This is a genomic window from Burkholderia sp. MSHR3999, assembly GCF_000833595.1.
Lineage (GTDB): Bacteria > Pseudomonadota > Gammaproteobacteria > Burkholderiales > Burkholderiaceae > Burkholderia > Burkholderia ubonensis.
Genome location: NZ_JRFO01000006.1, coordinates 149,726 through 171,634 on the forward strand (window position 1 = coordinate 149,726; position 21,909 = coordinate 171,634).

The 21,909-nt window shown below is 65.0% G+C and carries 19 protein-coding genes, 4 tRNA genes and 1 pseudogene; 11 read left to right on the forward strand and 13 right to left on the reverse strand.

The genetic code is table 11. The features are described from left to right. Nucleotides 1-249: 249 nt before the first annotated feature. The 4 genes from parC to KY49_RS18015 all read right to left on the reverse strand — a co-directional run bounded on the left by parC (nt 250) and on the right by KY49_RS18015 (nt 7,384). Complete coding sequence (parC, locus tag KY49_RS18000; protein WP_042585999.1) at nt 250-2,571, reverse strand: DNA topoisomerase IV subunit A; 2,322 nt, start codon at nt 2,569-2,571, stop codon at nt 250-252. 58 nt (nt 2,572-2,629) lie between these two features. Further along, entirely contained in the window at nt 2,630-4,612 is a 1,983-nt protein-coding gene (locus tag KY49_RS18005; RefSeq protein ID WP_010091070.1) for a DNA topoisomerase IV subunit B, read from the reverse strand. 260 nt (nt 4,613-4,872) lie between these two features. Beyond that, a complete protein-coding gene (locus KY49_RS18010; protein WP_042586000.1) occupies nt 4,873-6,819 on the reverse strand; it encodes an ATP-binding cassette domain-containing protein in 1,947 nt (648 codons plus the stop codon). 157 nt (nt 6,820-6,976) lie between these two features. After that, a complete protein-coding gene (locus tag KY49_RS18015) occupies nt 6,977-7,384 on the reverse strand; it encodes a DUF4399 domain-containing protein (RefSeq protein WP_042586843.1) in 408 nt (135 codons plus the stop codon). A 199-nt stretch (nt 7,385-7,583) separates the two neighbouring features. Between KY49_RS18015 and KY49_RS18020 the strand changes: the two genes are divergently transcribed. The 3 genes and pseudogenes from KY49_RS18020 to KY49_RS18030 all read left to right on the forward strand — a co-directional run. After that, on the forward strand, nt 7,584-7,766 hold the full coding sequence (locus KY49_RS18020) for a rubredoxin (protein WP_006398668.1): 183 nt from the start codon (nt 7,584-7,586) through the stop codon (nt 7,764-7,766). Between the two features lie 127 nt (nt 7,767-7,893). Next, nucleotides 7,894-7,968: transfer RNA gene (locus tag KY49_RS18025), tRNA-Arg, on the forward strand. Between the two features lie 139 nt (nt 7,969-8,107). Then, a pseudogene (locus KY49_RS18030) lies at nt 8,108-8,773 on the forward strand (tyrosine-type recombinase/integrase); the annotation flags it as partial. A 63-nt stretch (nt 8,774-8,836) separates the two neighbouring features. On the opposite strand, the gene KY49_RS37450 reads toward KY49_RS18030, so the two are convergent. Together KY49_RS37450 and KY49_RS37455 are read right to left on the reverse strand one after the other, a co-directional pair. After that, entirely contained in the window at nt 8,837-10,387 is a 1,551-nt protein-coding gene (locus KY49_RS37450; protein WP_157637069.1) for an ATP-binding protein, read from the reverse strand. An 8-nt stretch (nt 10,388-10,395) separates the two neighbouring features. Further along, a complete protein-coding gene (locus KY49_RS37455; protein WP_143134596.1) occupies nt 10,396-10,920 on the reverse strand; it encodes a hypothetical protein in 525 nt (174 codons plus the stop codon). 706 nt (nt 10,921-11,626) lie between these two features. On the opposite strand from KY49_RS37455, the gene KY49_RS18035 reads away from it, so the two are divergent. Next, nucleotides 11,627-11,703 (forward strand) — tRNA-Met (locus tag KY49_RS18035). Between the two features lie 210 nt (nt 11,704-11,913). Here KY49_RS18035 and eco read toward each other — a convergent pair. After that, nucleotides 11,914-12,414, reverse strand: a complete 501-nt coding sequence (eco, locus tag KY49_RS18040; RefSeq protein WP_042586001.1) for a serine protease inhibitor ecotin — start codon at nt 12,412-12,414, stop codon at nt 11,914-11,916. Nucleotides 12,415-12,553: 139 nt separating this feature from the next. Here eco and KY49_RS18045 point away from each other — a divergent pair, with 139 nt between their 5' ends. Beyond that, nucleotides 12,554-12,931: a hypothetical protein gene (locus tag KY49_RS18045; RefSeq protein ID WP_042586002.1), complete on the forward strand. Its 378-nt coding sequence runs from the start codon at nt 12,554-12,556 to the stop codon at nt 12,929-12,931. Nucleotides 12,932-13,096: 165 nt separating this feature from the next. Here KY49_RS18045 and KY49_RS18050 read toward each other — a convergent pair whose 3' ends face one another. Beyond that, on the reverse strand, nt 13,097-13,528 hold the full coding sequence (locus tag KY49_RS18050; RefSeq protein ID WP_063801500.1) for a hypothetical protein: 432 nt from the start codon (nt 13,526-13,528) through the stop codon (nt 13,097-13,099). A 116-nt stretch (nt 13,529-13,644) separates the two neighbouring features. On the opposite strand from KY49_RS18050, the gene KY49_RS18055 reads away from it, so the two are divergent. Both KY49_RS18055 and KY49_RS18060 read left to right on the forward strand, forming a co-directional pair. Beyond that, nucleotides 13,645-14,025, forward strand: coding sequence for a DUF5594 family protein (locus KY49_RS18055; RefSeq protein ID WP_042586004.1), 381 nt, complete (start codon nt 13,645-13,647; stop codon nt 14,023-14,025). 165 nt (nt 14,026-14,190) lie between these two features. Further along, on the forward strand, nt 14,191-15,558 hold the full coding sequence (locus tag KY49_RS18060) for an MFS transporter (RefSeq protein WP_042586005.1): 1,368 nt from the start codon (nt 14,191-14,193) through the stop codon (nt 15,556-15,558). Between the two features lie 22 nt (nt 15,559-15,580). On the opposite strand, the gene KY49_RS18065 is transcribed toward KY49_RS18060, so the two are convergent. The 3 genes from KY49_RS18065 to KY49_RS18075 form a co-directional block, all read right to left on the reverse strand. Continuing rightward, on the reverse strand, nt 15,581-16,174 hold the full coding sequence (locus KY49_RS18065) for an AAA family ATPase (protein WP_042586006.1): 594 nt from the start codon (nt 16,172-16,174) through the stop codon (nt 15,581-15,583). After that, on the reverse strand, nt 16,167-17,585 hold the full coding sequence (otsA, locus tag KY49_RS18070) for an alpha,alpha-trehalose-phosphate synthase (UDP-forming) (protein ID WP_042586007.1): 1,419 nt from the start codon (nt 17,583-17,585) through the stop codon (nt 16,167-16,169). The genes KY49_RS18065 and otsA overlap by 8 nt, the downstream gene beginning before the upstream one ends. 153 nt (nt 17,586-17,738) lie before the next feature. Further along, nucleotides 17,739-17,936, reverse strand: coding sequence for a hypothetical protein (locus KY49_RS18075; protein ID WP_042586008.1), 198 nt, complete (start codon nt 17,934-17,936; stop codon nt 17,739-17,741). Between the two features lie 287 nt (nt 17,937-18,223). Here KY49_RS18075 and KY49_RS18080 point away from each other — a divergent pair, with 287 nt between their 5' ends. The 4 genes from KY49_RS18080 to KY49_RS18095 all read left to right on the forward strand — a co-directional run bounded on the left by KY49_RS18080 (nt 18,224) and on the right by KY49_RS18095 (nt 19,753). Then, nucleotides 18,224-18,775 carry a hypothetical protein gene (locus tag KY49_RS18080; RefSeq protein ID WP_042586009.1) on the forward strand — a complete coding sequence of 184 codons (552 nt, stop codon included), beginning with the start codon at nt 18,224-18,226 and terminating at the stop codon, nt 18,773-18,775. Next, nucleotides 18,772-19,266 carry a hypothetical protein gene (locus KY49_RS18085; protein ID WP_042586010.1) on the forward strand — a complete coding sequence of 165 codons (495 nt, stop codon included), beginning with the start codon at nt 18,772-18,774 and terminating at the stop codon, nt 19,264-19,266. Before KY49_RS18080 ends, KY49_RS18085 begins: the two co-directional genes overlap by 4 nt. A gap of 332 nt (nt 19,267-19,598) precedes the next feature. Further along, nucleotides 19,599-19,672 (forward strand) — tRNA-Gly (locus KY49_RS18090). A gap of 2 nt (nt 19,673-19,674) precedes the next feature. Further along, nucleotides 19,675-19,753, forward strand: a tRNA-Ile gene (locus KY49_RS18095). 64 nt (nt 19,754-19,817) lie between these two features. Here KY49_RS18095 and KY49_RS18100 read toward each other — a convergent pair. Both KY49_RS18100 and KY49_RS37460 read right to left on the reverse strand, forming a co-directional pair. After that, nucleotides 19,818-20,225 carry a hypothetical protein gene (locus KY49_RS18100; RefSeq protein WP_042586011.1) on the reverse strand — a complete coding sequence of 136 codons (408 nt, stop codon included), beginning with the start codon at nt 20,223-20,225 and terminating at the stop codon, nt 19,818-19,820. A gap of 91 nt (nt 20,226-20,316) precedes the next feature. After that, nucleotides 20,317-21,903, reverse strand: a complete 1,587-nt coding sequence (locus KY49_RS37460; RefSeq protein ID WP_156162568.1) for a hypothetical protein — start codon at nt 21,901-21,903, stop codon at nt 20,317-20,319. Nucleotides 21,904-21,909 lie beyond the last annotated feature (6 nt).

A 21,909-nucleotide genomic window follows, 5' to 3' on the forward strand; every position in this document is an offset into this window, starting at 1 on the left:
TGAGTTGAATACGGCGGACCGGCCGGGCACGCGGCGGGCCTGCGTGATGCGCGAACGGGTTGCGCGCCAACCGGCACGCACGCGACATCGAGCGACGTTCGACAGGCGCGGCCTCGCGCGGTTCAGGCCCGTGGCGGGATTTCACAATATTTTGCAAGTGCCGAGTGACGACCCGGCATGCCGCGCATGAAAAAGGCCGCACGCCCGCCGAAGCGGCCGTGCGGCCCGTGATGCCGCCCGAACGCGCGCTCAGCCGAGCAGCGGACGCATCTCGGTGACGACCTTGAGCTTCGTGTCCGGCGCGCGGCCCTTGCGCGCGCGCTTGCCGACGTGCGGCGCGAGCGCCGCATACGACAGTGTCTCGTCCATCGCCTTGCCGCCGCGGCCGGCGCCGATCAGCACGACGCCGGCCGGATCGATCGCGAGCGCCTGCACGAGCGTTTCCTTGTCGTCGAGCGCCATCAGGATCACGCCGCGGCCGCCGCCCGACAGCGTCTTCATCTCGTCCATGCCGAACACCAGCAGCCGGCCGCCGCTCGACAGGCACGCGACCTGCTTCGCGTTCGGCAGCACCGGCATCGGCGCGAGCGGCGCCGCGCCTTCGTCGATGGTCATGAACGCCTTGCCGGCCTTCACGCGGCTCACCATGTCGCCGACCTTCGCGAGGAAGCCGAAGCCGTTGCTCGACGCGAGCAGCAGTTGCTGGTCGGCCGATGCGGCGAAGTAGTGCATCAGGTGCGTGCCGGATTCGAGCTCGATCAGCGACGTGACGGGGACGCCGTCACCCCGCCCGCCCGGCAGCACCGCCACGTCGACCGAATACACGCGGCCGCGGCTGCCCCACGCGATCAGGCGGTCCGGCGTGCGGCACTGGAACGCCGCATACAGGCTGTCGCCGGCCTTGAACGAGAAGCCCGCCGGGTCGAGGCCGTGGCCCTTCAGCGCACGCACCCAGCCCTTCTGCGACACGACGACCGTCACCGGCTCGTCGACGACCTTCGCCTCGAACGTCGCGCGCTTTTCCTGCTGGATCAGCGTGCGGCGATCGTCGCCGTACTGCTTCGCGTCGGCCTCGATCTCCTTGATCATCAGCCGCTTCATCGCGCTTTCGTTCGCGAGCAGTTCCTCGAGCTTGGCCTTCTCGTCGCGCAGCGCGTCGAGCTCCTTCTCGATCTTGATCTTCTCGAGCCGCGCAAGCTGACGCAGGCGGATTTCGAGGATGTCCTCGGCCTGCCGCTCGGAGAGGCCGAACGCGCTCATCAGCGCGGCCTTCGGCTCGTCCGATTCGCGGATGATGCGGATCACCTCGTCGATGTTCAGGAAGACGATCATCCGGCCTTCGAGGATGTGGATCCGGTCGTCGACCTTGCCGAGACGGTGGCGGCAGCGCCGCGTCATCGTCAGCTGGCGGAACTTCACCCATTCGCCGAGGATCGTCAGCAGCCCCTTCTGGCCCGGGCGGCCGTCGGCGCCGATCATCACGAGGTTCAGCGTCGCGTTCGATTCGAGGCTCGTGTGCGCGAGCAGCGAATTCACGAACTCGGTCTGGTCGATCGTGCGCGACTTCGGCTCGAACACGAGCCGCACCGGCGCCTCCTTGCCCGACTCGTCGCGCACCGCGTCGAGCAGGTCGAGCATCGCCTTCTTCGTGTTGAGCTGCTCGGGCGTCAGCGTCTTCTTGCCGAGCTTCAGCTTCGGGTTGGTCAGCTCCTCGATTTCCTCGAGCACCTTCTGGCACGACGTGCTCGGCGGCAGCTCGGTCACGACGAGCTGCCACTGGCCGCGCGCGAGATCCTCGATCTTCCAGCGCGCGCGCACCTTCAGGCTGCCGCGGCCGCTCTCGTAGGCCGTCGAGATTTCCGCGTCGCTTGAGATGATCTGGCCGCCGCCCGGGAAGTCGGGCCCGGGAATCAGCCCCATCAGCTCCGCGTGCGTGAGGTGCGGATGGCGGATCAGCGCAACCGCCGCCGCCGCGACTTCGCGCAGGTTGTGCGACGGGATTTCCGTCGCGAGGCCGACCGCGATGCCCGACGCGCCGTTCAGCAGCACGAACGGCAGGCGGCCCGGCAGCAGCTTCGGCTCCTCGAACGAGCCGTCGTAGTTCGGCATGAAATCGACCGTGCCCTGGTCGATCTCGTCGAGCAGCAGCTTCGAGATCGGCGTGAGCCGCGCTTCGGTGTAGCGCATCGCCGCCGCGCCGTCGCCGTCGCGCGAGCCGAAGTTGCCCTGCCCGTCGATCAGCGGGTAGCGCAGCGAAAAGTCCTGCGCGAGACGCACGAGCGCGTCATACGCGGACTGGTCGCCGTGCGGGTGGTATTTGCCGAGCACGTCGCCGACCACGCGTGCCGACTTCACCGGCTTCGCGTCGGGGCCGAGGCCCATTTCGTTCATCGCGAACAGGATGCGGCGCTGCACCGGCTTCTGGCCGTCGCAGACGTCCGGCAGCGCGCGGCCCTTCACGACGCTGACCGCGTAGCTGAGGTACGCCTGCTCCGCGTAGTTGCCGAGCGTCAGCGCGTCGCCCGCGGGCGCGTCCGACCCGGTAAAGAGATCGGGAGTGTTGTCGTCCATCTGAAATCCGTATTCGTAGGTAGCGCGAGTCGGGACCGGGCGTCATGCCCGGCCGCGCTCAAATATCCGCTTCGACCTCGTTGCCCTTTTCCTCGAGCCAGCCGCGCCGTGCGGCCGCCTCGCCCTTGCCCATCAGCATCGTCATCCGCGCGACCGTCGACTCGTAGTCGAGCTCGCCGAGCTTCACCGGCATCAGGCGGCGGGTGTCGGGGTTCATCGTCGTGTCCCACAGCTGCTCGGCGCTCATTTCGCCGAGACCCTTGAAGCGGCTGATGCTCCACTGGGTGTCGCGCACGCCGTCCTTGCGCAGCTTGTCGAGGATCGCTTCGAGCTCGCCTTCGTCGAGCGCGTACAGCTTCTGCGCGGGCTTCTTGCCGCGCGCCGGCGCGTCGACGCGGAACAGCGGCGGACGCGCGACGAACACGTTGCCGCGCTCGATCAGCTGCGGGAAGTGCTTGAAGAACAGCGTGAGCAGCAGCACCTGGATGTGCGAGCCGTCGACGTCCGCGTCCGACAGGATGCAGATCTTGCCGTAGCGCAGGTTCGACAGGTCGACGCCGTCGTCGGGGCTGTGCGGATCGACGCCGATCGCGACCGAGATGTCGTGCACCTCGTTGTTCGCGAACAGGCGGTCGCGCTCGGTTTCCCAGGTGTTCAGCACCTTGCCGCGCAGCGGCAGGATCGCCTGGTATTCCTTGTCGCGGCCCATCTTCGCGGAACCGCCCGCCGAGTCGCCCTCGACGAGGAACAGCTCGTTGCGCGCAATATCCTCGGTCTCGCAGTCGGTCAGCTTGCCGGGCAGCACCGCGACGCCCGAGCTCTTGCGCTTCTCGACCTTCTGGCCCGCGCGGGTGCGCGCCTGCGCCTGCTTGATCACCAGTTCCGCGAGCTTCTTGCCGTGCTCGACGTGCTGGTTCAGCCACAGCTCGAGCGCCGGGCGCGAGAACGACGACACGAGCTTGACCGCGTCGCGGCTGTTCAGGCGCTCCTTGATCTGGCCTTGGAACTGCGGATCGAGCACCTTCGCGGACAGCACGAACGACACGCGCGCGAACACGTCTTCCGCGAGCAGCTTCACGCCCTTCGGCTGCAGGTTGTGCAGCTCGACGAAGCTCTTCACCGCCTGGTAGAGGCCGTCGCGCAGGCCCGATTCGTGGGTGCCGCCGGCCGGCGTCGGGATCAGGTTCACGTACGACTCGCGCACGAGCGAGCCTTCCTCGCTCCACGCGACGACCCACGACGCGCCCTCGCCTTCGGCGAAGGTGTCGTCGCCCGAACGCGAATCGGCGAAGCGCTCGCCTTCGAACAACGGGATCAGCAGCTCGCTGCCGTTCATCTCGTCGAGCAGGTAGCCGCGCAGGCCGTCCTCGTATTTCCAGGCCTGGCGCTCGCCGGTCTTCTCGTTGACGAGCACGACCTCGACGCCCGGCAGCAGCACGGCCTTCGAGCGCAACAGGCGCTGCAGCTCGCCGAGCGGCAGGTTGGGCGAATCGAAGTATTTCGGGTTCGGCCAGACCTGCACGCGCGTGCCGGACTTCTTCTCGCCGCGGCCCGCGGCCTGCGTGGACAACGGCTTCACGACGTCGCCTTCGGCAAAGCCGAGCTCGGCGATCTTGCCGTCGCGCCAGACGGTCACGTCGAGGCGCGTCGCGAGCGCGTTCGTCACCGACACGCCGACGCCGTGCAGGCCGCCCGAGAACGTATAGGCGCCGCCCGCGGCCTTGTCGAACTTGCCGCCCGCGTGCAGGCGCGTGAACACGATCTCGACGACCGGCACGCCTTCTTCCGGGTGCAGGCCGAACGGAATGCCGCGGCCGTCGTCCTCGACGGACACCGAGTGGTCCGCATGCAGCGTCACGGTGATCTGCTTGCCGTAGCCGCCGAGCGCCTCGTCCGAAGCGTTGTCGATGACTTCCTGGATGATGTGCAGCGGATTCTCGGTACGGGTGTACATGCCGGGCCGCTGCTTGACCGGCTCGAGACCCTTGAGCACCTTGATCGATGCTTCGCTATAGGCCGCGCTGGGCTTCTTCGTTGACATAGGCGCTGAATTTCGTCATTCATCGGGACGTTGTCCACACCTCGTGTGGATAACGTCGTGGACAAAACGTTGAGTTCCGTAAAAAAGCGAATCGAAACAACGGTGTGCTTGGACTGCTCCGAAAGCGGGCGCGCGGCGCACGCCGCGAGCGCCCGAAACGGGCCGTATTCTACTGGTTCCGCGCGGCGCGCCATCGGACGAAAAGCGCGGCGGCGCGGCACGGCGGCGCACGCGCGCGCGATGGGCTGCCCCACCCCGCGTCACGGCTTGCGTTTCGCCTCGAGCGTCTCCCAGCGTTCGAGCGCGGCGAGCAGCTCGTCGTCGATCGCCGCGAACCGCTCGGTCAGGCGCGTGCCTTCCTGCGGATCCTTCGCGAAGATCGAGCCGTCCTCGAGCTGTGCGCCGATTGTCTTCTGTTCTTCCTCGAGCATCGCGATCCGGTCGGGCAGCGACTCGAGCTCGCGCTGCTCGTTGAACGACAGCTTCACGGTGCGCTGCGCGTTGCGGCCGGCCGCGCTCTTCGCCGGCTCCTCCTTGACGGGCGCCGCGTCCTTCGCGGCCCGTTTCGCGGCGTCCTGCTGCGCGAGCTGCTGTGCCCGCTCGCTCTGGATCTGCCAGTCGGTGAAGCCGCCGACGTATTCGCGCCACTTGCCTTCGCCCTCCGCCGCGATCACCGACGTCACGACGTTGTCGAGGAACGCGCGGTCGTGGCTGACGAGCAGCACCGTGCCGTCGTAGTCGGCCAGCAGCTCTTCGAGCAGCTCGAGCGTCGGGATGTCGAGGTCGTTGGTCGGTTCGTCGAGCACCAGCACGTTGGCGGGCCGCGCGAACAGGCGTGCGAGCAGCAGCCGGTTGCGCTCGCCGCCCGACAGCGACTTCACCGGCGAGCGCGCGCGCTCCGGCGCGAACAGGAAATCGCCGAGATAGCTCATCACGTGCTTGCGGTTGCCGCCGATCTCGACCCATTCGCTGCCGGGGCTGATCGTGTCCGCGAGGCTCTTTTCCGGATCGAGCTGCGCGCGCATCTGGTCGAAGTACGCGACCTGCAGGTTCGTGCCCGTGCGCACCGTGCCTTCGTCCGGCTTCAGTTCGCCGAGGATCAGCTTGAGCAGCGTGGTCTTGCCCGCGCCGTTCGGGCCGACGAAGCCGATCTTGTCGCCGCGCATCACCGTCGACGAGAAGCGGTCGACGACCGTGCGGCCGTCGTAGCGCTTCGTCACGTCGGTCAGCTCCGCGACGATCTTGCCGGACTTCTCGCCCTGCGCGACGTCGAGCTTCACGTTGCCCTGCGCGTTGCGGCGCTCCGCGCGCTCGTTGCGCATCTGCACGAGCCGCGCGATGCGGCCGACGCTGCGCGTGCGGCGCGCCTCGACGCCCTTGCGGATCCACACTTCTTCCTGCGCGAGCAGCTTGTCGAACTTCTCGTTTTCCACGCGCTCGACTTCGAGCTGCTGCGCCTTGCGCGTCTGGTACGCGGAGAAATTGCCCGGATACGACAGCAGGCGGCCGCGATCGAGCTCGACGATGCGGGTCGCGACGCGATCGAGGAACGCGCGGTCGTGCGTGATGAACAGCAGGCCCGCGCGCTGCGCGACGAGCAGCTCCTCGAGCCAGCGGATGCCGTCGAAGTCGAGGTGGTTGGTCGGTTCGTCGAGCAGCAGCACGTCGGGCTGCACGACGAGCGCGCGGGCCAGCGCGACGCGTTTCTGCATCCCGCCCGACAGCGCGTCGACGCGCGCGTCGACGTCCGCGAGGCCGATCTGCGCGAGCGTCATCGACACGCGCGTGCGCCAGCTCCACGCATCGTGCGCGTCGAGCGACGACTGCAGCGCGTTCATCCGCGCGAGCAGCGCGTCGTGCTCGGCGCCTTCGGGGGTTTCCGCGAGGCGGTGCGCGATCGCGTCGTATTCCTCGAGCAGCTCGCGCGTGTGCGTCAGCCCCGACGCGACCGCGTCGAACACGGTCGCGCCGGGCTCGAATTCCGGTTCCTGCGGCACGTAGACGGTCACGAGCTCCTGCTGGCGCGTGACGAGGCCGTCATCGGGCCGCGCGAGATCGGCGACGATCTTCAGCAGCGACGACTTGCCTGCGCCGTTGCGGCCGATCAGGCCGACGCGCTCGCCGGCCTCGAGCGAGAAATCCGCGTGATCGAGCAACGCGACGTGACCGAACGCGAGCTGCGCACCGGTAATGGAATAAAGCGACATGGGGAAGACGGCGAAGAGAAATCGGAAGCGCTCATTGTACCGGTGGCGGACGCCGCCACCGGTCTGGCCGAACGGATGATGCCGCAAGGCCGGCCCGTGCGGGCCGGTTGCCGGGCGGCGGGCGCGGGCGGCCAGGCCGCCCGCGCGGGTTCGCCGCTTACTGGGCGTTGACGACGATGGTCTGGCTCAGTTCGGGACCATACGACCGATGGGCGCCGTCGCCGAACTGCAGCGTCAGCGTATGCCGGCCCGGCGGCAGCCTGATGTCGGTTTCGGTCTGGGCCTTGCCGTAGTGCAGCGAGTGTTCGCTCATGGGAATCACGTCGCCCTTCGTTATCGGCCGGCCGTCGATCAGCAGATGATGATGACCGGTGTCCGGCGTCATGTCGCCGGCCTGCCGGAGCTGCATGTCGCCTTCGAGACCGAACTTGACGTGTACGGGGGTCCGCACTGTCGCGCCTTCCGCCGGCTCGACGAAATATACGCGCGACTCGGCCCGCGCGATCGTGGCAACGGCCATCGCCGCGACGCACACGGCACCTGCGATCCACTTTCTGTTGAGCATCTTTTTCTCCTGATGATTGGACAGCCCGGGAAGCATACACCGCACGCATGGCACGCGTGCCTCGGTCGCATTGTTCGCGATGCGCACGTTTAAAACGACGTTGCGGCCGAGTTCGCCGAAATTCCGGTACCATTGCGCGTTTCGTCCGCCGGCCGGGCCGCGGACGGCATTACCCTGATTTCAATATCGTGAGCGCAACATGAGCGAAGTGACCGAATACCAAAGCTGGGTCTGCCTGATTTGCGGGTGGGTCTACAACGAGGCGGAAGGGCTGCCCGACGAGGGCATCGCGCCCGGCACCCGCTTCGCCGACATTCCCGCCGACTGGCGCTGCCCGCTGTGCGACGTGGGCAAGGAAGACTTCGTCGTCGTCGATTTCTGATCGCGCGGCACGTTCGCGCGGGCACGGATTTCCCTGTGCCGGTGCGAACGCGCGTTTGCTATACTCTGCGCGCTGTCCATACCGCTGTCCGGTTCGCGCCGTGCGCGACACGCCGGAATCGCAGGCTCTCCCCGTAGTTCAATGGATAGAACAAGCGCCTCCTAAGCGCTAGATACAGGTTCGATTCCTGTCGGGGGGACCAGACAAGCTTCAAATCTCCCCCAAGAAACTCCCCGCTCAAGCCCGTCTGGCGGCCCTCTAGCTCCTATCGTTACCCAAGGTTGCTCAGTAACAGCCAGAGAAAGTGTTGGTATTTTTGTTGGTATCAGCAGATACCAACAATGCCTCTCACTGACATACAGGTGCGGAACGCGAAGGCCAGCGCGGCACCATACAAACTGACGGACGGCAACGGGATGTTCTTGCTCGTCCTACCGAACGGCGCGAAGTATTGGCGCTTGTCCTACCGCTTCCTTGGCAAGCAGAAGACGCTCGCCCTCGGCGTCTATCCGGCCGTCACGCTTGCGACGGCACGGAAGAAGCGCGACGAGGCCCGCGAGCAGATCGCGGCCGGCGTTGATCCGGGCGAAGCGAAGAAGGGTGCGAAACGGGCCGCCGAGATCGCGGCGGCAAACTCGTTCGAAGCGGTAGCGCGCGAGTGGTACGACTCCCAGCGTCCGGGCTGGAGCGACAGCTACGCGGAGAAGGTGCTGAATTCGCTTGAAGTCGACGTGTTCCCGAAGATCGGCCCTCGCCCAATCGCGGAGATCGACTCGCCACAGATGCTCAGCATCGTGCGCGAGGTCGAGGCGCGCGGAGTGCGTGAGACGGCGAAGCGGATCCTCCAGCGCTCTCGCGCCGTCTTCCAATACGGGATCATGACCGGGCGATGCTCTAGGAATCCGGCGGCCGACATCGATGCGCAGACGGTCTTGAAGAAGGGTCCCGGCGTGCAGCACATGGCCCGCGTCAAGACGACGGAGATTCCGCTGCTCATGCGCGACATCTTGGGTGATGAGCGGCCCCGACTGCAAAGCGACCGCTTGCTCATCCGGCAAACTTCTACGCCCCTACCCTTCAAGATCGGCAGCGAAAAAACCATCCGGCACTTTCGGCAAAGCGCGTAGTTCAGACGCCTTGAACTGAAGCTCCTTAGGGATCATCTCTTTAACGTTGGGCCGACGTCGAAAACCAGTAAAAATGGAATAATCCAAGATAAAAGCCTCAAATCGCTCCCCAGCTTTACCGGGCGTGATCGATTGGTGTATCAAATGCACCATGCGTAGATCACTAAGCACTTGAACGATAACCCGTTCATTAGAATCGTCGCTTCGAACAAGAAACGCATTGATCTTATTGTCATCTAAACACAGCGATTCCAATCTCGACAATGCGTTTCGAAGCACGCCCGCTTCGTTGCGCGCATCCCTCTGCAAATCGTCCATTTTTTGCTGACCGAATTCTCCGATCGCGATATTAACATCAGACAGAGTAACCGTCACATGTCGATTACGACTCGCATGTTCCAACGAGCGCCCAAACATTTGCAGAAAATCTCGGGGCACGCCAGCATTAGCCCATGCCAATCGACGAAACGCAGCTTCCGGTATCACTGAACCGCCAAGGCCATAGCCGACGGCATTCAGAAATCCTTCAAGGATTGCTCGCAGGTGTGCCTGAGCAGCCTCGGGATTCTCCAGCGTCAAATCCAGCGACACATATTGGGCGTCGCCAGGAACTTGCAGCCCCTTCCTGTCGCTTGGAGAATATACATTCAGGAGCGAACTGAGACCTGCGACCTTTAACCAACCATTTGCACCCTTCAACGACGCATTTAGCGTGTGCAACAAGCGTGGTTGGCATTCATGGTCTATAAGATGAAAGTCGTCGAGGAAAAGAAAAGCATTACCCTTCGCCGCCTTCGTCAGCTGCGCAAGTATGCGCTTTATAGCGACGGGGGCTCGATCTACCGATGTCGCTCCCGAAGAGATATTTTCCGCAATCGACATAAGCGGTTGCGCATCGATCGCTACATGCGTCCGAAACCCGACCTCTTGTGCCGCAGACGCCATGGAGGTGCACATGTCGTAAAGCACTTCTCGAATCAAATCATCGCCACTTAACGTGGAGTAGGTCTGCATGTCGAGAATAGCAACAATGGATGGCGTCTCCGAGAGAAGTTCTGCAGCCCTTCTTATTAGCGTTGATTTTCCGACACCCCGTCGACCTCGGACGATATGTGATGCCGGCTGAGCCAATTGGTGATCTTCTCGCTTTTGAAACGGCACATACGGGACAGAGTAGCCACCAATAGGATCCCCTTGTGATACTTCTCGTGTCGACCGAGTTAGCAGAGTCAGTAACGCACTAGCTTCGGTGGATGCAGGGAAGCTGCTCGCCTTTTCTGGAGCAAGCGCCATCGCCCCTTTAAAGGGATTGCTATCGGGCAGTCTCTTTTGGCTTTCATAAAGAGCATAGGTGTAAAGCGGCGCCTCACGCCCCACAGCGAATTTCAAGAATTCTCGGTTTCCCACCAATACCCGGCAATTGGGGACGCCAGTAACCCCGATCTCACGCTCAAATGCGTCAATTGCCTCTTCGGCGCTACGATCGTCATTCATTTCATTGGTCATAGTGTCATACCGCATTTGGCGTTCAGATAATGTCGTGCTGCGTGGATAAATGCTTCGGCTTCTGCTATAGCCTCATCGGGTTTCATGGTGTGCTCTGACGCCGTCGTACCCCAATTGTCATAATCAGCCCGCAACCGATGCTCGTACAGTTTCCCAACTCGACTTGCCCAGGAGCCAACATCTGGAAAATCACCGGGCAAATCCGATGACGCCTTGCTATGGTCGTCACCTTTGAGGCTCACGAAGCCCTGAACCATGTATCGAACGCCCTTTGATGCGTTGTAAGCGGCGTAATATGCACGCGAGAAGCAAGCCCTAGGGCATCCGACCGCGAGAATTTTCTTGGCCTCCGCCAAGTGCTCTTCGCCGAGTTGAAACCAAGCGTTGCAGACATGCTGGGCGTACCGCGCAAGGTCAGGAGTCGGCCAACCGAGAGTTGATAGCTTCCGCGCAAACTCAAGGTGATTGGTAGAGAGTTTCAAAAACTCCAACTCGTGAACCGGCAGTGCAATTTTCGCCATGATTTGTGGGTACCGGCTGTCCAATGGGTCGGCCGATTGTACATCGGCAGTGGGCAAATCTCAGTATGGGCGACCATGGTTAGATCGTAGGGAAGTGACAGACCGGGGTCCCGAAATATAGACCACGGCTGGGAAGGTGGCGGCGCGGGGGACACTCTTTGCGCGTGGCGTTCCAGACCGCAGGGAAATGTGTAAAACAGTAAGCGAACGCTCCCCACGAGCCCGCTTGTCTCCAACGTTGTCTCCAAGAAAATGTGTGTTTTGGAGATAGATTTGGAGATAGCCGCAGCCTTGCCAGACAAGGCTCACAAGCCGAGACGAGTGTTTATCTCCAAATCTCCAGATATTTTTGCTTCCAGCGGCACGACAAGGCTACGCACGGCGCCCCTTTCGACTGATCGAGCCTGCACCGATGCGTTTGTTAGTATTTTTGTTGGTATATCCGGAACATCGCCGCCCGAGGCTCCTATGCAGCCGTGAGATATGAATTCTGTCGGAGACCAGATATCTCCCAAGGTTTTGAACGTTTCGCACGAGAACCCTGCAGGGCGTGGCTTTGCGGGTTTTTTTGTCGCACGTTCCCGCATTCGACCGCCCAGCATCCCCCCATCACTGAATCTCTGAATACGACAGACAAGTTGAGTCCGCAACGTTCTTGCCAGGACGATTCGTTTGACGCAGTGCCGGGTCCGAGTACACTTCGCGCCGCGGGGTGGAGCAGTCTGGCAGCTCGTCGGGCTCATAACCCGAAGGTCGTAGGTTCAAATCCTACCCCCGCAACCAACATCGAAGCCCGCCATGCGAACGCAAGCGGGCTTATTTGTTTTTGTCCGCGGCAACTTACATGCCCCGTTTTGCGGACATGCAATGGCATCGGACAGATGTGTGCCCACCTCAGTCCGAGCTCGCTCCTGCGGCAACAACTAGAGTCCTCGCGAAGCCGCGCAGGCATCGCCATTCCACGACACCCACGCGGCCCATCACTCCAACGCGTTACTGCACGACCGCGCGCTTCACGTCATCCGACGCCCGCCACACGCGATATCGCACCTCGAACCCGTCCGGCACGTACACGACGATCGGCAGCCGGCTGTTGTAGCGCAGCAGCTGATCGTCGCCGCGCACCTGCACGAACCGCTCGCGCGGCGCCTGCCCCGGGCAGGCCATCAGCGTCGACGCCGGTCCCTTCACATCGGACAGCCGGTAATACGTATAGCCCCAGCCCTGGACGGTCTCGGCGCTCAGCTCGCCGCCGAACCACTGCTGGTTGCAGTCGGTCTGCAGCGTCTTGCCGATCATCAGCTCGACGCGCGCGCCGCCTTCATCGGCGAGCGCGGGCAGCGCGATCACCGCGCGCTGCTGGCCAGCCGAGGCCTGCGGGAACATCTTGATCGACTCGGCCGTCACCGCGGCCTCCGACGCCGGCCCTGCCGCGCATGCGGCGGCGCTCGTCACGCAAATGGCGGCCAGTGCGGCCCGGATCGCGAATTTCATCGATGTGCTCCTCAAAAACAATGAGTTCCAGATGCTAGCACTTTCGCCGGCCGACCTTACTTCGCCGTAATTTTGAGACACAATTGGTGGCAGATGCGCGGCGTTCCGCCTCTTATGATTCGCCCCAAGGGAGAACGCCATGATCAAGCTCATCGCCACCACCGCCGCCGTCGCCACGCTGCTGGCCGGCTGCGTCGTCGCGCCGGACGCCGGCTACGGCTACGGACAAACCTATTACTCGGACCCCGGCTACGCGTACGGCCCCGCGTATGCGCCCGTGTACGGCACGGTCAACGTCTGGGGCGGCGGTCGAGACTGGGATCGCCACGATTACCGGCGTGACGACCGCGACTGGCGACGCGACCGTGGCTGGGACGATCGCAACTGGGGCGATCGCGGCAACGGCGGCTGGAATCGCGGCAACCGCCCGACCGAAGGCAATCGCGCGAGCGGCGGCGCCCGGGATTGGCGCGGCGGCCAGGGCGACAACGACCGCGGCAACGGCCGCTGGCACTAACGCAATTGCAACCGTTTGTATCCGGTGCTGGCGCCGCGCAGCGGCGCGAATGACCCGGCATGCGTGCCATGACCGCGCAATTGCCATCACACCGGCGCGCCATCAACGAACAAGGCCCTCGCTCGATGCGAGGGCCTTCTGCTTTTCAACGGCACGAAGCCACGCTCACCATCCGCCCGGCTGCACATAGCCGTAACCGCCCGACGCCGGCGCGCCGCCGCACACATACGCGCGCTGATAGCGGTCATAGCAATAGCGCGGCTGGCCGCCGTAACCATAGCCGTCATCGTCCTGGTACTGCGCCTGCTGATAACCCGGCGCATAGGCCGGCGGTTGATACGCCGGCGCCTGGTAATACGTCGGCGGCTGATAGGCGGGCGCCTGATACACCGGCGCGGCGTACGCGACCGGCGGATTCAACGCGGACGTCACGATGGCGCCCAGCACCGCGCCGCCGATCAGCGCGCCGATGACGGCGCCGCCGCGGTCATGCGCGGACGCGGGTCCGGCGACGGCGAGCGAACCGGCGAGAACACACACTGCTGCGATCTTCTTCATGTTGCACTCCCACGCGAAGTGGTACGGTATGCGATGCATTGTGGGCGCGGCCCGCGGTAATAGATGCAGCAAGTGGTAACGCACGTTTACGCCGGACCGGCGAGCCAAAACGCGCAAGCGCCGTGCTACATTTTCGGGACCAAGGAGACGCCTGCATGCAGCCCGAGACCGCCCGCCGTTTCGATACCGAATTCGCGCCGCGCATCGCGCACGCGATCGCCGCCTTCTTCGACGACCATGTGCAGACCGAAGTCGTCCCGTATGGCGGCCACGGCCACCCGTCGCAGGTCCGCGTCCGCAGCGCGCCGCACGAACACGTGAGCGGCTTCGCGCATCCGCTGAACCTCGAGCTGACCTGGGATACCGACGAGATCGAACGGCTGATGGCGCCGGAAGGCGAAGCGCGCTTCGAGCACTACCTGGCCGCGCTGCCGAGAAAGCTGTCCGCGTGGCAAAGCGCGCGCGACGTCGATCTCGCGTCGCGCACGCAGGCCGATCCGGTCGTGCGGCTCGGCGGCCTCGACTTCGAGGGATGACCGCGCAGGCCCGCCGGCCGGCGTCGACGACGCGTTGCGCGGCCCGGTGATACACTCGGCCGGCTCGCACCCGCAAGGGTCCGCGCCGCCTGCGCCTTCCCGCCGTCGAACCCCACAAGGACGCCCCAGCGCCGCATCCCGGCCCGGGGCCGACACGCTTTAGCCATGAATCCCGATACCGGCCTGCCCCTTCCGCAACGCTACTGGGCGATCGTCTGCGTCGCGCTAGGCATCACGCTCGCCGTGCTCGACGGCGCGATCGCCAACGTCGCGCTGCCGACCATCGCGCATGACCTGCGTGCGTCCGACGCCGCATCGATCTGGATCGTCAACGCGTACCAGCTCGCGGTCACGATCACGCTGCTGCCGCTCGCGTCGCTCGGCGAGCGCATCGGCTACCGGCGCGTCTACATCGCGGGCCTCGCGCTGTTCACCGCCGCGTCGCTCGGCTGCGCGCTCGCCGGTTCGCTGCCGACGCTCGCGGTGATGCGCGTGATCCAGGGATTCGGCGCGGCAGGCATCATGAGCGTCAACGCCGCGCTCGTGCGGATGATCTATCCGACGTCGATGCTCGGACGCGGCCTGTCGATCAACGCGATGGTGGTCGCGCTGTCGTCGGCCGTCGGTCCCACCGTCGCGTCGGCGGTGCTGTCGGTCGCGCCGTGGCCGTGGCTGTTCGCGATCAACGTGCCGATCGGCATCGCCGCGGTGCTCGGCAGCCTGCGCGCGCTCCCCGCCAATCCGCTGCACGACGCGCCGTACGACATCCCGAGCGCGCTGATGAACGCGTGCGTGTTCGGGCTGCTGATCATGGCCGTCGACGGACTCGGCCACGGCGAGCGCGGCGCGTACGTCGCGGCGGAGCTGGCGGTCGCGCTCGTCGTCGGCTGGTTCTTCGTGAAGCGGCAGCTGTCGCAGCCGGCGCCGCTGCTGCCGGTCGACCTGATGCGCATCCCGTTGTTCGCGTTGTCGATCTGCACGTCGATCGCGTCGTTTACGTCGCAGATGCTCGCGTTCGTCGCGCTGCCGTTCTGGCTGCAGCATTCGCTCGGCTTCTCGCAGGTGCAGACCGGCCTCTACATGACGCCGTGGCCGCTCGTGATCGTCGTGGCCGCGCCGCTCTCCGGCGTGCTGTCCGACCGCTACTCGGCCGGCATGCTGGGCGGGATCGGGCTCGCGCTGTTCGCGGCGGGCCTGCTGTCGCTCGCGATGATCGGCGCGCATCCGGACAGCGTCGACATCGCGTGGCGGATGGCGCTGTGCGGCGCGGGCTTCGGCCTGTTCCAGTCGCCGAACAACCGCGCGATCCTGTCGTCGGCGCCGCGCTCGCGCGCCGGCGGCGCGGGCGGCATGCTCAGCACCGCGCGGCTGACCGGCCAGACGCTCGGCGCCGCGCTCGTTGCGCTGATCTTCGGGATCGCACCCGCGCACGGGCCGACCATCGCGCTCTACGTCGCCGCCGCGTTCGCGGCCGCCGCCGCCGTCGTCAGCACGCTGCGCATCGCGGCGCCGCAGCCGAGCGCATCGGCCTGACCGGGCCGGCGCCCGCCGCGCATCACGTCTCGTCGAGCGCGTCCAGCACGAAACGCACGCGCGCCTTCACGCTCGCGCGCGGCAGCTCGATCAGCCGATAGCCGTACGACGCATAGCATTCGACCATCGCGTCATAAGTGCGCACCGCTTCGCCGAAATCCTGCCGGCGCTCGGCATCCTGCGTATAGATATCGGGCCACGGCGGCGCGATGAACACGCGCCGGTGATAGCGGAAGCGTCGCGCAGCAGCCTCCGCATGCGCGGGCACCGCAAGCCCCGACAGGCGCAGGTAGCCGATCACGTCCGGCACGCCGCGATCGAAGAACACGGGCCCGCGCGCCTGCCGCGCGAGATGGTGCGAACGCATCTCCCAGCCCAGCATCAGCTCGGCGAATGCGCTCCGGTCGCGCCACGGCAGCGCGGGGCCGCCGACCGCCACCTGGTCCCGGATCACCCCGCGCCCCGCTTCCTGCGAACGCGCGAAGCCGGCGCGCTCGAGCGCGTCGATCAGCGTGCTCTTGCCCGAGCCGGGCCCGCCCGTCACGACGAAGAAGCGCCGGGCGGCCTCGTCTGCCCCGTCGTCCGCGCCGCCGCCCGCCCGCGCGCGCTCAGACATGCGCGACCCGCCGGCCGGCCCGCCGCGTCACCGACGCGGCCGTCGCGACGCTGCGCAGATCCGCGACGAACGTGTCGCGCCAGACCGACAGGTCGTTCGCGCGTAGCCGCGCGAGGTTCTCGTCGTGACGCGCCTGCCGCTCGGCGAGCGGCATCGACAGCGCACGCTCGAGCGCCTCGGCCATCTGCGACAGGTCGTACGGATTGACGAGCAGCGCGCCCGGCAGCTCGGCCGCCGCGCCCGCGAACTCGGACAGCACGAGCACGCCCGGATCGGCCGGGTCCTGCGACGCGACGTACTCCTTCGCAACGAGATTCATCCCGTCGCGCAGCGGCGTCACGTAGCCGACCTGCGACATCCGGAAGAACGCCATCAGCAGGTTGCGCTCGTACTTGCGGTTCAGGTACTGGATCGGCGTCCAGTCGAGTTGCGAGAAGCGCCCGTTGATGCGGCCCGCCTCGCCTTCGAGCGTCTCGCGGATGCGCTGGTAGGTCTGCACGTCGGTGCGCGTCGGCGGCGCGATCTGCACGAGCGACACGCGGCCCTGCCAGCCGGGCGCGTTCGCGAGCATCCGCTCGAACGCCTGGAAGCGCTCGACGAGCCCCTTCGAGTAATCGAGCCGATCGACGCTCATCACCAGCTTGCGGCCGTCGAGCGCGTCGCGCAGCATCTTCACCGGCTTGCGCGCGCCGTACTGCACCGCCGCCTGCGCGATCGCGTCCGGATACACGCCGATCGGATACGCGGCAACCTTCACGACCCGCTCGTGCGCATGCAGCATCCCGTCGTCGCTCGACGCGCCGATCCCGCGCCGTTCGATGTAGTCGACGAACGCCTGCTTGTCGGCGTCGGTCTGGAAGCCGGCGACGTCGTACGCGCACATGAATTTCACGAGCTCGTCGTGCGGCGGCACCATGCGCAGCACTTCGGGCGACGGAAACGGGATGTGCAGGAAGAAGCCGATCGGGTTCTTCACGCCGAGCTCACGCAGGCAATGCGCGAACGGCAACAGGTGGTAGTCGTGCACCCAGATCAGGTCGTCGGGCTTCAGCAGCGCGGCGAGCTGTTTCGCGAGCGCGGCGTTCACGCGCAGATAGCCCGCGTATTCCTGGCGGTCGAAGTGCGCGAGATCGCCGCGATAGTGGAACACCGGCCACAGCGTCGCGTTCGAGAAACCGCGGTAGTACTGATCGTAGTCGCGGCGGGTCAGGCCGACCGTCGCGTAGGTCACGTTGTCGTCGCGCCGGATCGCGGGCGCATCGGGCGCGCCGACGATCTCGCCGCTCCAGCCGAACCACATGCCGCCGGTTTCCTGCAGCGCGTCCATCACACCGACCGCGAGGCCGCCCGCGCTCGGGCGCGTGTCCTCGCCGATGGCGACACGGTTCGATACGACGATCAATCTGCTCATGCGGCTTCCCCCTTCTTGATTCGAATGGCCGGCGCGCAAGGCGCGCGCCGTGACGGGCGCGGCAACCGGAAGGCTGCCGCGCGGCGGTTCAGACGTGAGAAATGCGACAAATGCGGCAACGAAATGCGGGGCAGGAATGCAACGACAAGGACGTCACGCGTCCTGGTCGACGCCGAGGTCGCGTTGATAGTCGAGCCCTTCCGGACGGGTTCCGCCCTGGTTGTGATCGCCGTCGGACGGCGTCGTGGCGGGCGCGCCGGCAGGCGGCGCGGATGGCGCATCGGTGCGCGGCCGCGGGCCGCCGGCGCCCGTGTCGGGCGGTTGCTGCGCAGGCCGTCTGGAACGGCGCATGGCTGGGTGTCTCATGGGTTGAACGGTGCACGACCGTCGTCGAAACATTCCATAAGAAAACAGTCTAGGTGCGAAGCTTGCACGCCAGCGTAACAATTACCTTCAATTTGTAACGTTTCGACCCCTCGCCCGCCATCTGCCAGACAATAGCGCCGCGCGCGTGCGCGAGGCCGGCTGCCGGCGATTTGTCAAAGCTTTGCAGTTTCCCTATGACAATTGCGAAACAATGGCACGGCATGAGCGCGCGCATGCCTCGCCGCTCACCCAGACAGGACACGCACTCAGGGATGAACTTTCGTTTCGAACCGCCGCGCCGGGCCATGCCGGCGCGCATCGTGCTGGCCGCAGCCGCCGCGGCGGCGCTGCTGTCCGGCTGCAACTCGCTGTACAGCGAAGGCGCGACGGCCGGCGCCGGCATCGCGGGCGCCGCGATCGCGTCCAAGGTCACCAACAACGCCGCCGTCGCGACGGGCATCGGCCTCGGCGCGGTCGCCGGCGCGCGTGCGGGCGTCCAGTACACGCAGCGCGTTGCGCACCGCTACACGCAGCAGCAGATCGCCACGGCGGCCGGGCCGCTCGACGTCGGCGGCGTCGCGCCGTGGTCGACGAACCACGCGTTTCCGATCGAGGACGACGAGCGCGGCCGCGTGACGGTCAGCCGGATGATCAGCGTCGGTCCGCTCGACTGCAAGGAAATCGTGTTCTCCGTCGATGCGCCGGCCAAACCCGATGCCGCCGCGCAATCCGCGTTCTTCGTCGCGACCATCTGCCGCGACGGCCCGGTGTGGAAATGGGCGTCGGCCGAGCCGGCGACCGAGCGCTGGGGTGCGCTGCAATGAGCGTCGCGATTCGCGTCGCGTGGCTCGGCGCGCTGTGCGCGGCCGGCGCCGCGCTGTCGGGCTGCGGGTCGGTCGGCGCGGCGAGCGGCGCGCTCGCGGGCGCGGCGACGGGCCTCGTGACCGCCAACCCGGCCGTCGGCGTCGGCGTCGGCATCGCCGTGCAGGCCGCGACCGACGAGGCCGTGAAGCGCACGATGAAGCAGCTCCACCAGAACCAGCAGGATGCGATCGCGCAGGCGGTCGGCAGCCTCGCGGTCGGCGAAGTGAAGCCGTGGAAGGTGAAGAATGCGCTTCCGCTCGAGAACGGGGAAGGCGAGGTGCGCGTCACGCGCGCCTATTCGACGTCGCTCGCGCTGTGCAAGGAATTCGCGTTCTCGGTGAAGGACGGCGCGAAGGCGGACTGGTATTTTGCGAGCGCGTGCCAGCAAGGTGCGCGCTGGAAGTGGGCCTCGGCCGAGCCGGCCGTCGGCCGCTGGGGCAATCTGCAGTGATGCGCCGCGCCGCATGACGCGCGGCGCGCGCTGCTGCCGGGCCGGGCGGCCCGGCGCGCCGGTCAGGACTCGACGTCCTAGCGACTGAAAATTAGCCTAGAACCTCTATCCCTGTAATTTCAATCAGTTACGCAGACGACTCACAAGGCTCCCGTCAAATATTCGATCTAATGTAGGCACCCTGTAGGCATTCTAGGTCGGTATCAATCAACGTCGATCCACTTCGTCTACTGCACTAGCTTCCAGCCACAGCCCTGTCCGACAGCGGCGGATCCGGTCACGCCCCGCTGCGTAGCGGCCGAGCCTTAAGGGTCAGGTACAATGATTGCGTTGCGGGTGTAGCTCAATGGTAGAGCAGAAGCCTTCCAAGCTTACGACGAGGGTTCGATTCCCTTCACCCGCTCCACCGGGCCTCTAGCTCATGCTTGGTTAGAGCAGCGGGCTCATAACCCGTTGGTACCGTGTTCGACTCACGGGAGGCCCACCACCTCGGCCAGCCATGTGGCCCCGCCCAATGCGAACGCGGCTCGATGCTCATTAACATCGACTCATCAAGCCGTGATCTCTGTCTGCGGAATCGGCGACTGCCCCTTACCCATCACGAATCGTTGTAGCCGATCCCAAGCCGCCAGATAGCGATGCTTGGGGATCGCTGCCAGTTGCTCGTCATGCACGACCAATACGCGCTCCACGTCAGCGAGTTCGTCCTCCCGCAGCGCCCACACCTCACCGCGTTCGGCACGCGCGATACAAGCATCCAAGACGGTTTCCGCCCGCCGATACAGGTCAGGATCCGAGCCGGAAGTCGTCTCGCTTCGCATGAAAAACGCTAAGTAGACCACTCGCAGCAGACAAATGACCTGATCACAATCCCCGTTCCCGGAGCGAATCACGGCCAGCGCCATATGGTGCTCCAGTGACAGTGCTCGCACTTTCTCCATCGACAGCGGCAGCAACATCCCTTTCGTAAGCCCGGCGCGAGCGTCACGCCGCGTCGCGCGTCCTCGGCTAGTAGCCGTCTTTCCCATTATCAGAACCTTTGCTTACAAGTCACTCCCTGCCCTCATAATCCCACTTCAGACGCTTTTTCGGGTCCTTCGTCATTTCCAGGAAAGCACAATTGGGACACCAACGCCCCTTGTTCTTGACGTTCGCCGGCGACGACTGCCAGACGTGCCCTCGATGGCACTGCCAAGTCAGTTTCACATGCGCTCCTTGGTATTCCGTCGACATGCACAAACCGCCGCGCTTCCTCGCAATGTCCTGCATGGTCTCAAGCGTAAGGCGTCGCGCGATACCAGCACATTTCGGACACCAATGTCCGTGCACCATCATTTGTCCGGACGCCTTCCACCGATGGCCTTTGGCACACTCAAACCGGTAATGATCACGACTCCGCGTGTACTTTGCCGCCAGGCACCGGCCACCGTGCTGCTGAGCAATCGCCTGCAATCGTGCGAGCCCATCGGCCAGAATATTGCATTCTGCCGATTTCACTCGGCCGCACTCCGGACACCATTTGCCTCTGCGGATCAGTTCACCAGTCGTCTCCCACTCGTGCCCTTCGGCACACCGTAGCCGGTAACGTTCAGATAGCCCTCGGAACGGACCATTGAGAAGCTCTCCACTCCGGCTAGCGATAGTATTCAGCCAGCGCGCTTCAATCTCATCCGCTTCGCACGCCCCACAATGAGCTTGCTCGCCTCGGTACAGTAGCGCCATTGCATTGCGAGTAAATCGATGGCCTTTCTCGCATTCGAATTCATAACGCTCGTTGTAGCCGGCCCAGGTGCCAGAGAGACAACGCCAGTTCAGCGCCGTAACAGTGGCGTGCAATCGCTCAAACGCTACCGCTCCCGCTTCGTCGAATCGACATGCTGTACACCATGTTCCGCCCAAGATCGAACCGGCAAAGCTTTGCCACTCATGGCCCGCTGCACAACGATACCGGTATCGTGACATCAGGCCCGTATAGCTTTCGCTCAAACAAGCCCCACCCCGTAACGCCGCTGCCGCCTGCAATCGCTGTAGGCCGTCGGATCTGCGTTGTTGTTCGGCATTGTCCTTTCTCGCGCACGCTGGACACCAATGACCGTCTAAAATGAACCCACCTTTGGTCTGCCAGCGATGGCCGCGTGAACATTCCAGTTCATAGCGTGCCGCCCTGCCGACGTATTCCGTCGCGAGACAACGGCCGCCTTTGCTTTGTGCCGCTGCCTGCAGGCGTGCAAGTCCGTCATGGTCCAATAGGCGCGCAGAATTGGCTTCCGCCACGCAACGCCGGCACCAGTGACCGGCGACGATATGTTGTCCCAGCGCCTCCCACTCATGCCCCTTCGCACAGCGGAAGCGGTATCGCCTCGCTACGGTCGTGAATTCGCTCCCTACAAGCTCTCCTCCGCGCTCCCTGACAATTTCCATCCATCGGTCGCGCAGCGCTTCCCGCTTGCATTCGGGACATGCGGTCACATTTTTGTACAGGATGGACGTCGCAAGCCGCTCGAACTCATGCCCATTCGAACACCGGAAAAGGTAGCTCGCCTGTGCCCCAGCCCATGCCGTCGTCAGAAGCGTGAGCCCCGCTGCCTTTGCAACGTCTACTGTATGTTTAAACGCTTCTTCAGCTGTACGCGCCATGATCAA

Coding starts and splice junctions, on each gene's coding strand:
- parC (WP_042585999.1), bottom strand. CDS start 2,571: ATGGACGACAACACTCCCGATCTCTTTACCGGGTCGGACGCGCCCGCG.
- KY49_RS18005 (WP_010091070.1), bottom strand. CDS start 4,612: ATGTCAACGAAGAAGCCCAGCGCGGCCTATAGCGAAGCATCGATCAAG.
- KY49_RS18010 (WP_042586000.1), bottom strand. CDS start 6,819: ATGTCGCTTTATTCCATTACCGGTGCGCAGCTCGCGTTCGGTCACGTC.
- KY49_RS18015 (WP_042586843.1), bottom strand. CDS start 7,384: ATGCTCAACAGAAAGTGGATCGCAGGTGCCGTGTGCGTCGCGGCGATG.
- KY49_RS18020 (WP_006398668.1), top strand. CDS start 7,584: ATGAGCGAAGTGACCGAATACCAAAGCTGGGTCTGCCTGATTTGCGGG.
- KY49_RS37450 (WP_157637069.1), bottom strand. CDS start 10,387: ATGAATGACGATCGTAGCGCCGAAGAGGCAATTGACGCATTTGAGCGT.
- KY49_RS37455 (WP_143134596.1), bottom strand. CDS start 10,920: ATGGCGAAAATTGCACTGCCGGTTCACGAGTTGGAGTTTTTGAAACTC.
- eco (WP_042586001.1), bottom strand. CDS start 12,414: ATGAAATTCGCGATCCGGGCCGCACTGGCCGCCATTTGCGTGACGAGC.
- KY49_RS18045 (WP_042586002.1), top strand. CDS start 12,554: ATGATCAAGCTCATCGCCACCACCGCCGCCGTCGCCACGCTGCTGGCC.
- KY49_RS18050 (WP_063801500.1), bottom strand. CDS start 13,528: ATGCATCGCATACCGTACCACTTCGCGTGGGAGTGCAACATGAAGAAG.
- KY49_RS18055 (WP_042586004.1), top strand. CDS start 13,645: ATGCAGCCCGAGACCGCCCGCCGTTTCGATACCGAATTCGCGCCGCGC.
- KY49_RS18060 (WP_042586005.1), top strand. CDS start 14,191: ATGAATCCCGATACCGGCCTGCCCCTTCCGCAACGCTACTGGGCGATC.
- KY49_RS18065 (WP_042586006.1), bottom strand. CDS start 16,174: ATGTCTGAGCGCGCGCGGGCGGGCGGCGGCGCGGACGACGGGGCAGAC.
- otsA (WP_042586007.1), bottom strand. CDS start 17,585: ATGAGCAGATTGATCGTCGTATCGAACCGTGTCGCCATCGGCGAGGAC.
- KY49_RS18075 (WP_042586008.1), bottom strand. CDS start 17,936: ATGCGCCGTTCCAGACGGCCTGCGCAGCAACCGCCCGACACGGGCGCC.
- KY49_RS18080 (WP_042586009.1), top strand. CDS start 18,224: ATGAACTTTCGTTTCGAACCGCCGCGCCGGGCCATGCCGGCGCGCATC.
- KY49_RS18085 (WP_042586010.1), top strand. CDS start 18,772: ATGAGCGTCGCGATTCGCGTCGCGTGGCTCGGCGCGCTGTGCGCGGCC.
- KY49_RS18100 (WP_042586011.1), bottom strand. CDS start 20,225: ATGTTGCTGCCGCTGTCGATGGAGAAAGTGCGAGCACTGTCACTGGAG.
- KY49_RS37460 (WP_156162568.1), bottom strand. CDS start 21,903: ATGGCGCGTACAGCTGAAGAAGCGTTTAAACATACAGTAGACGTTGCA.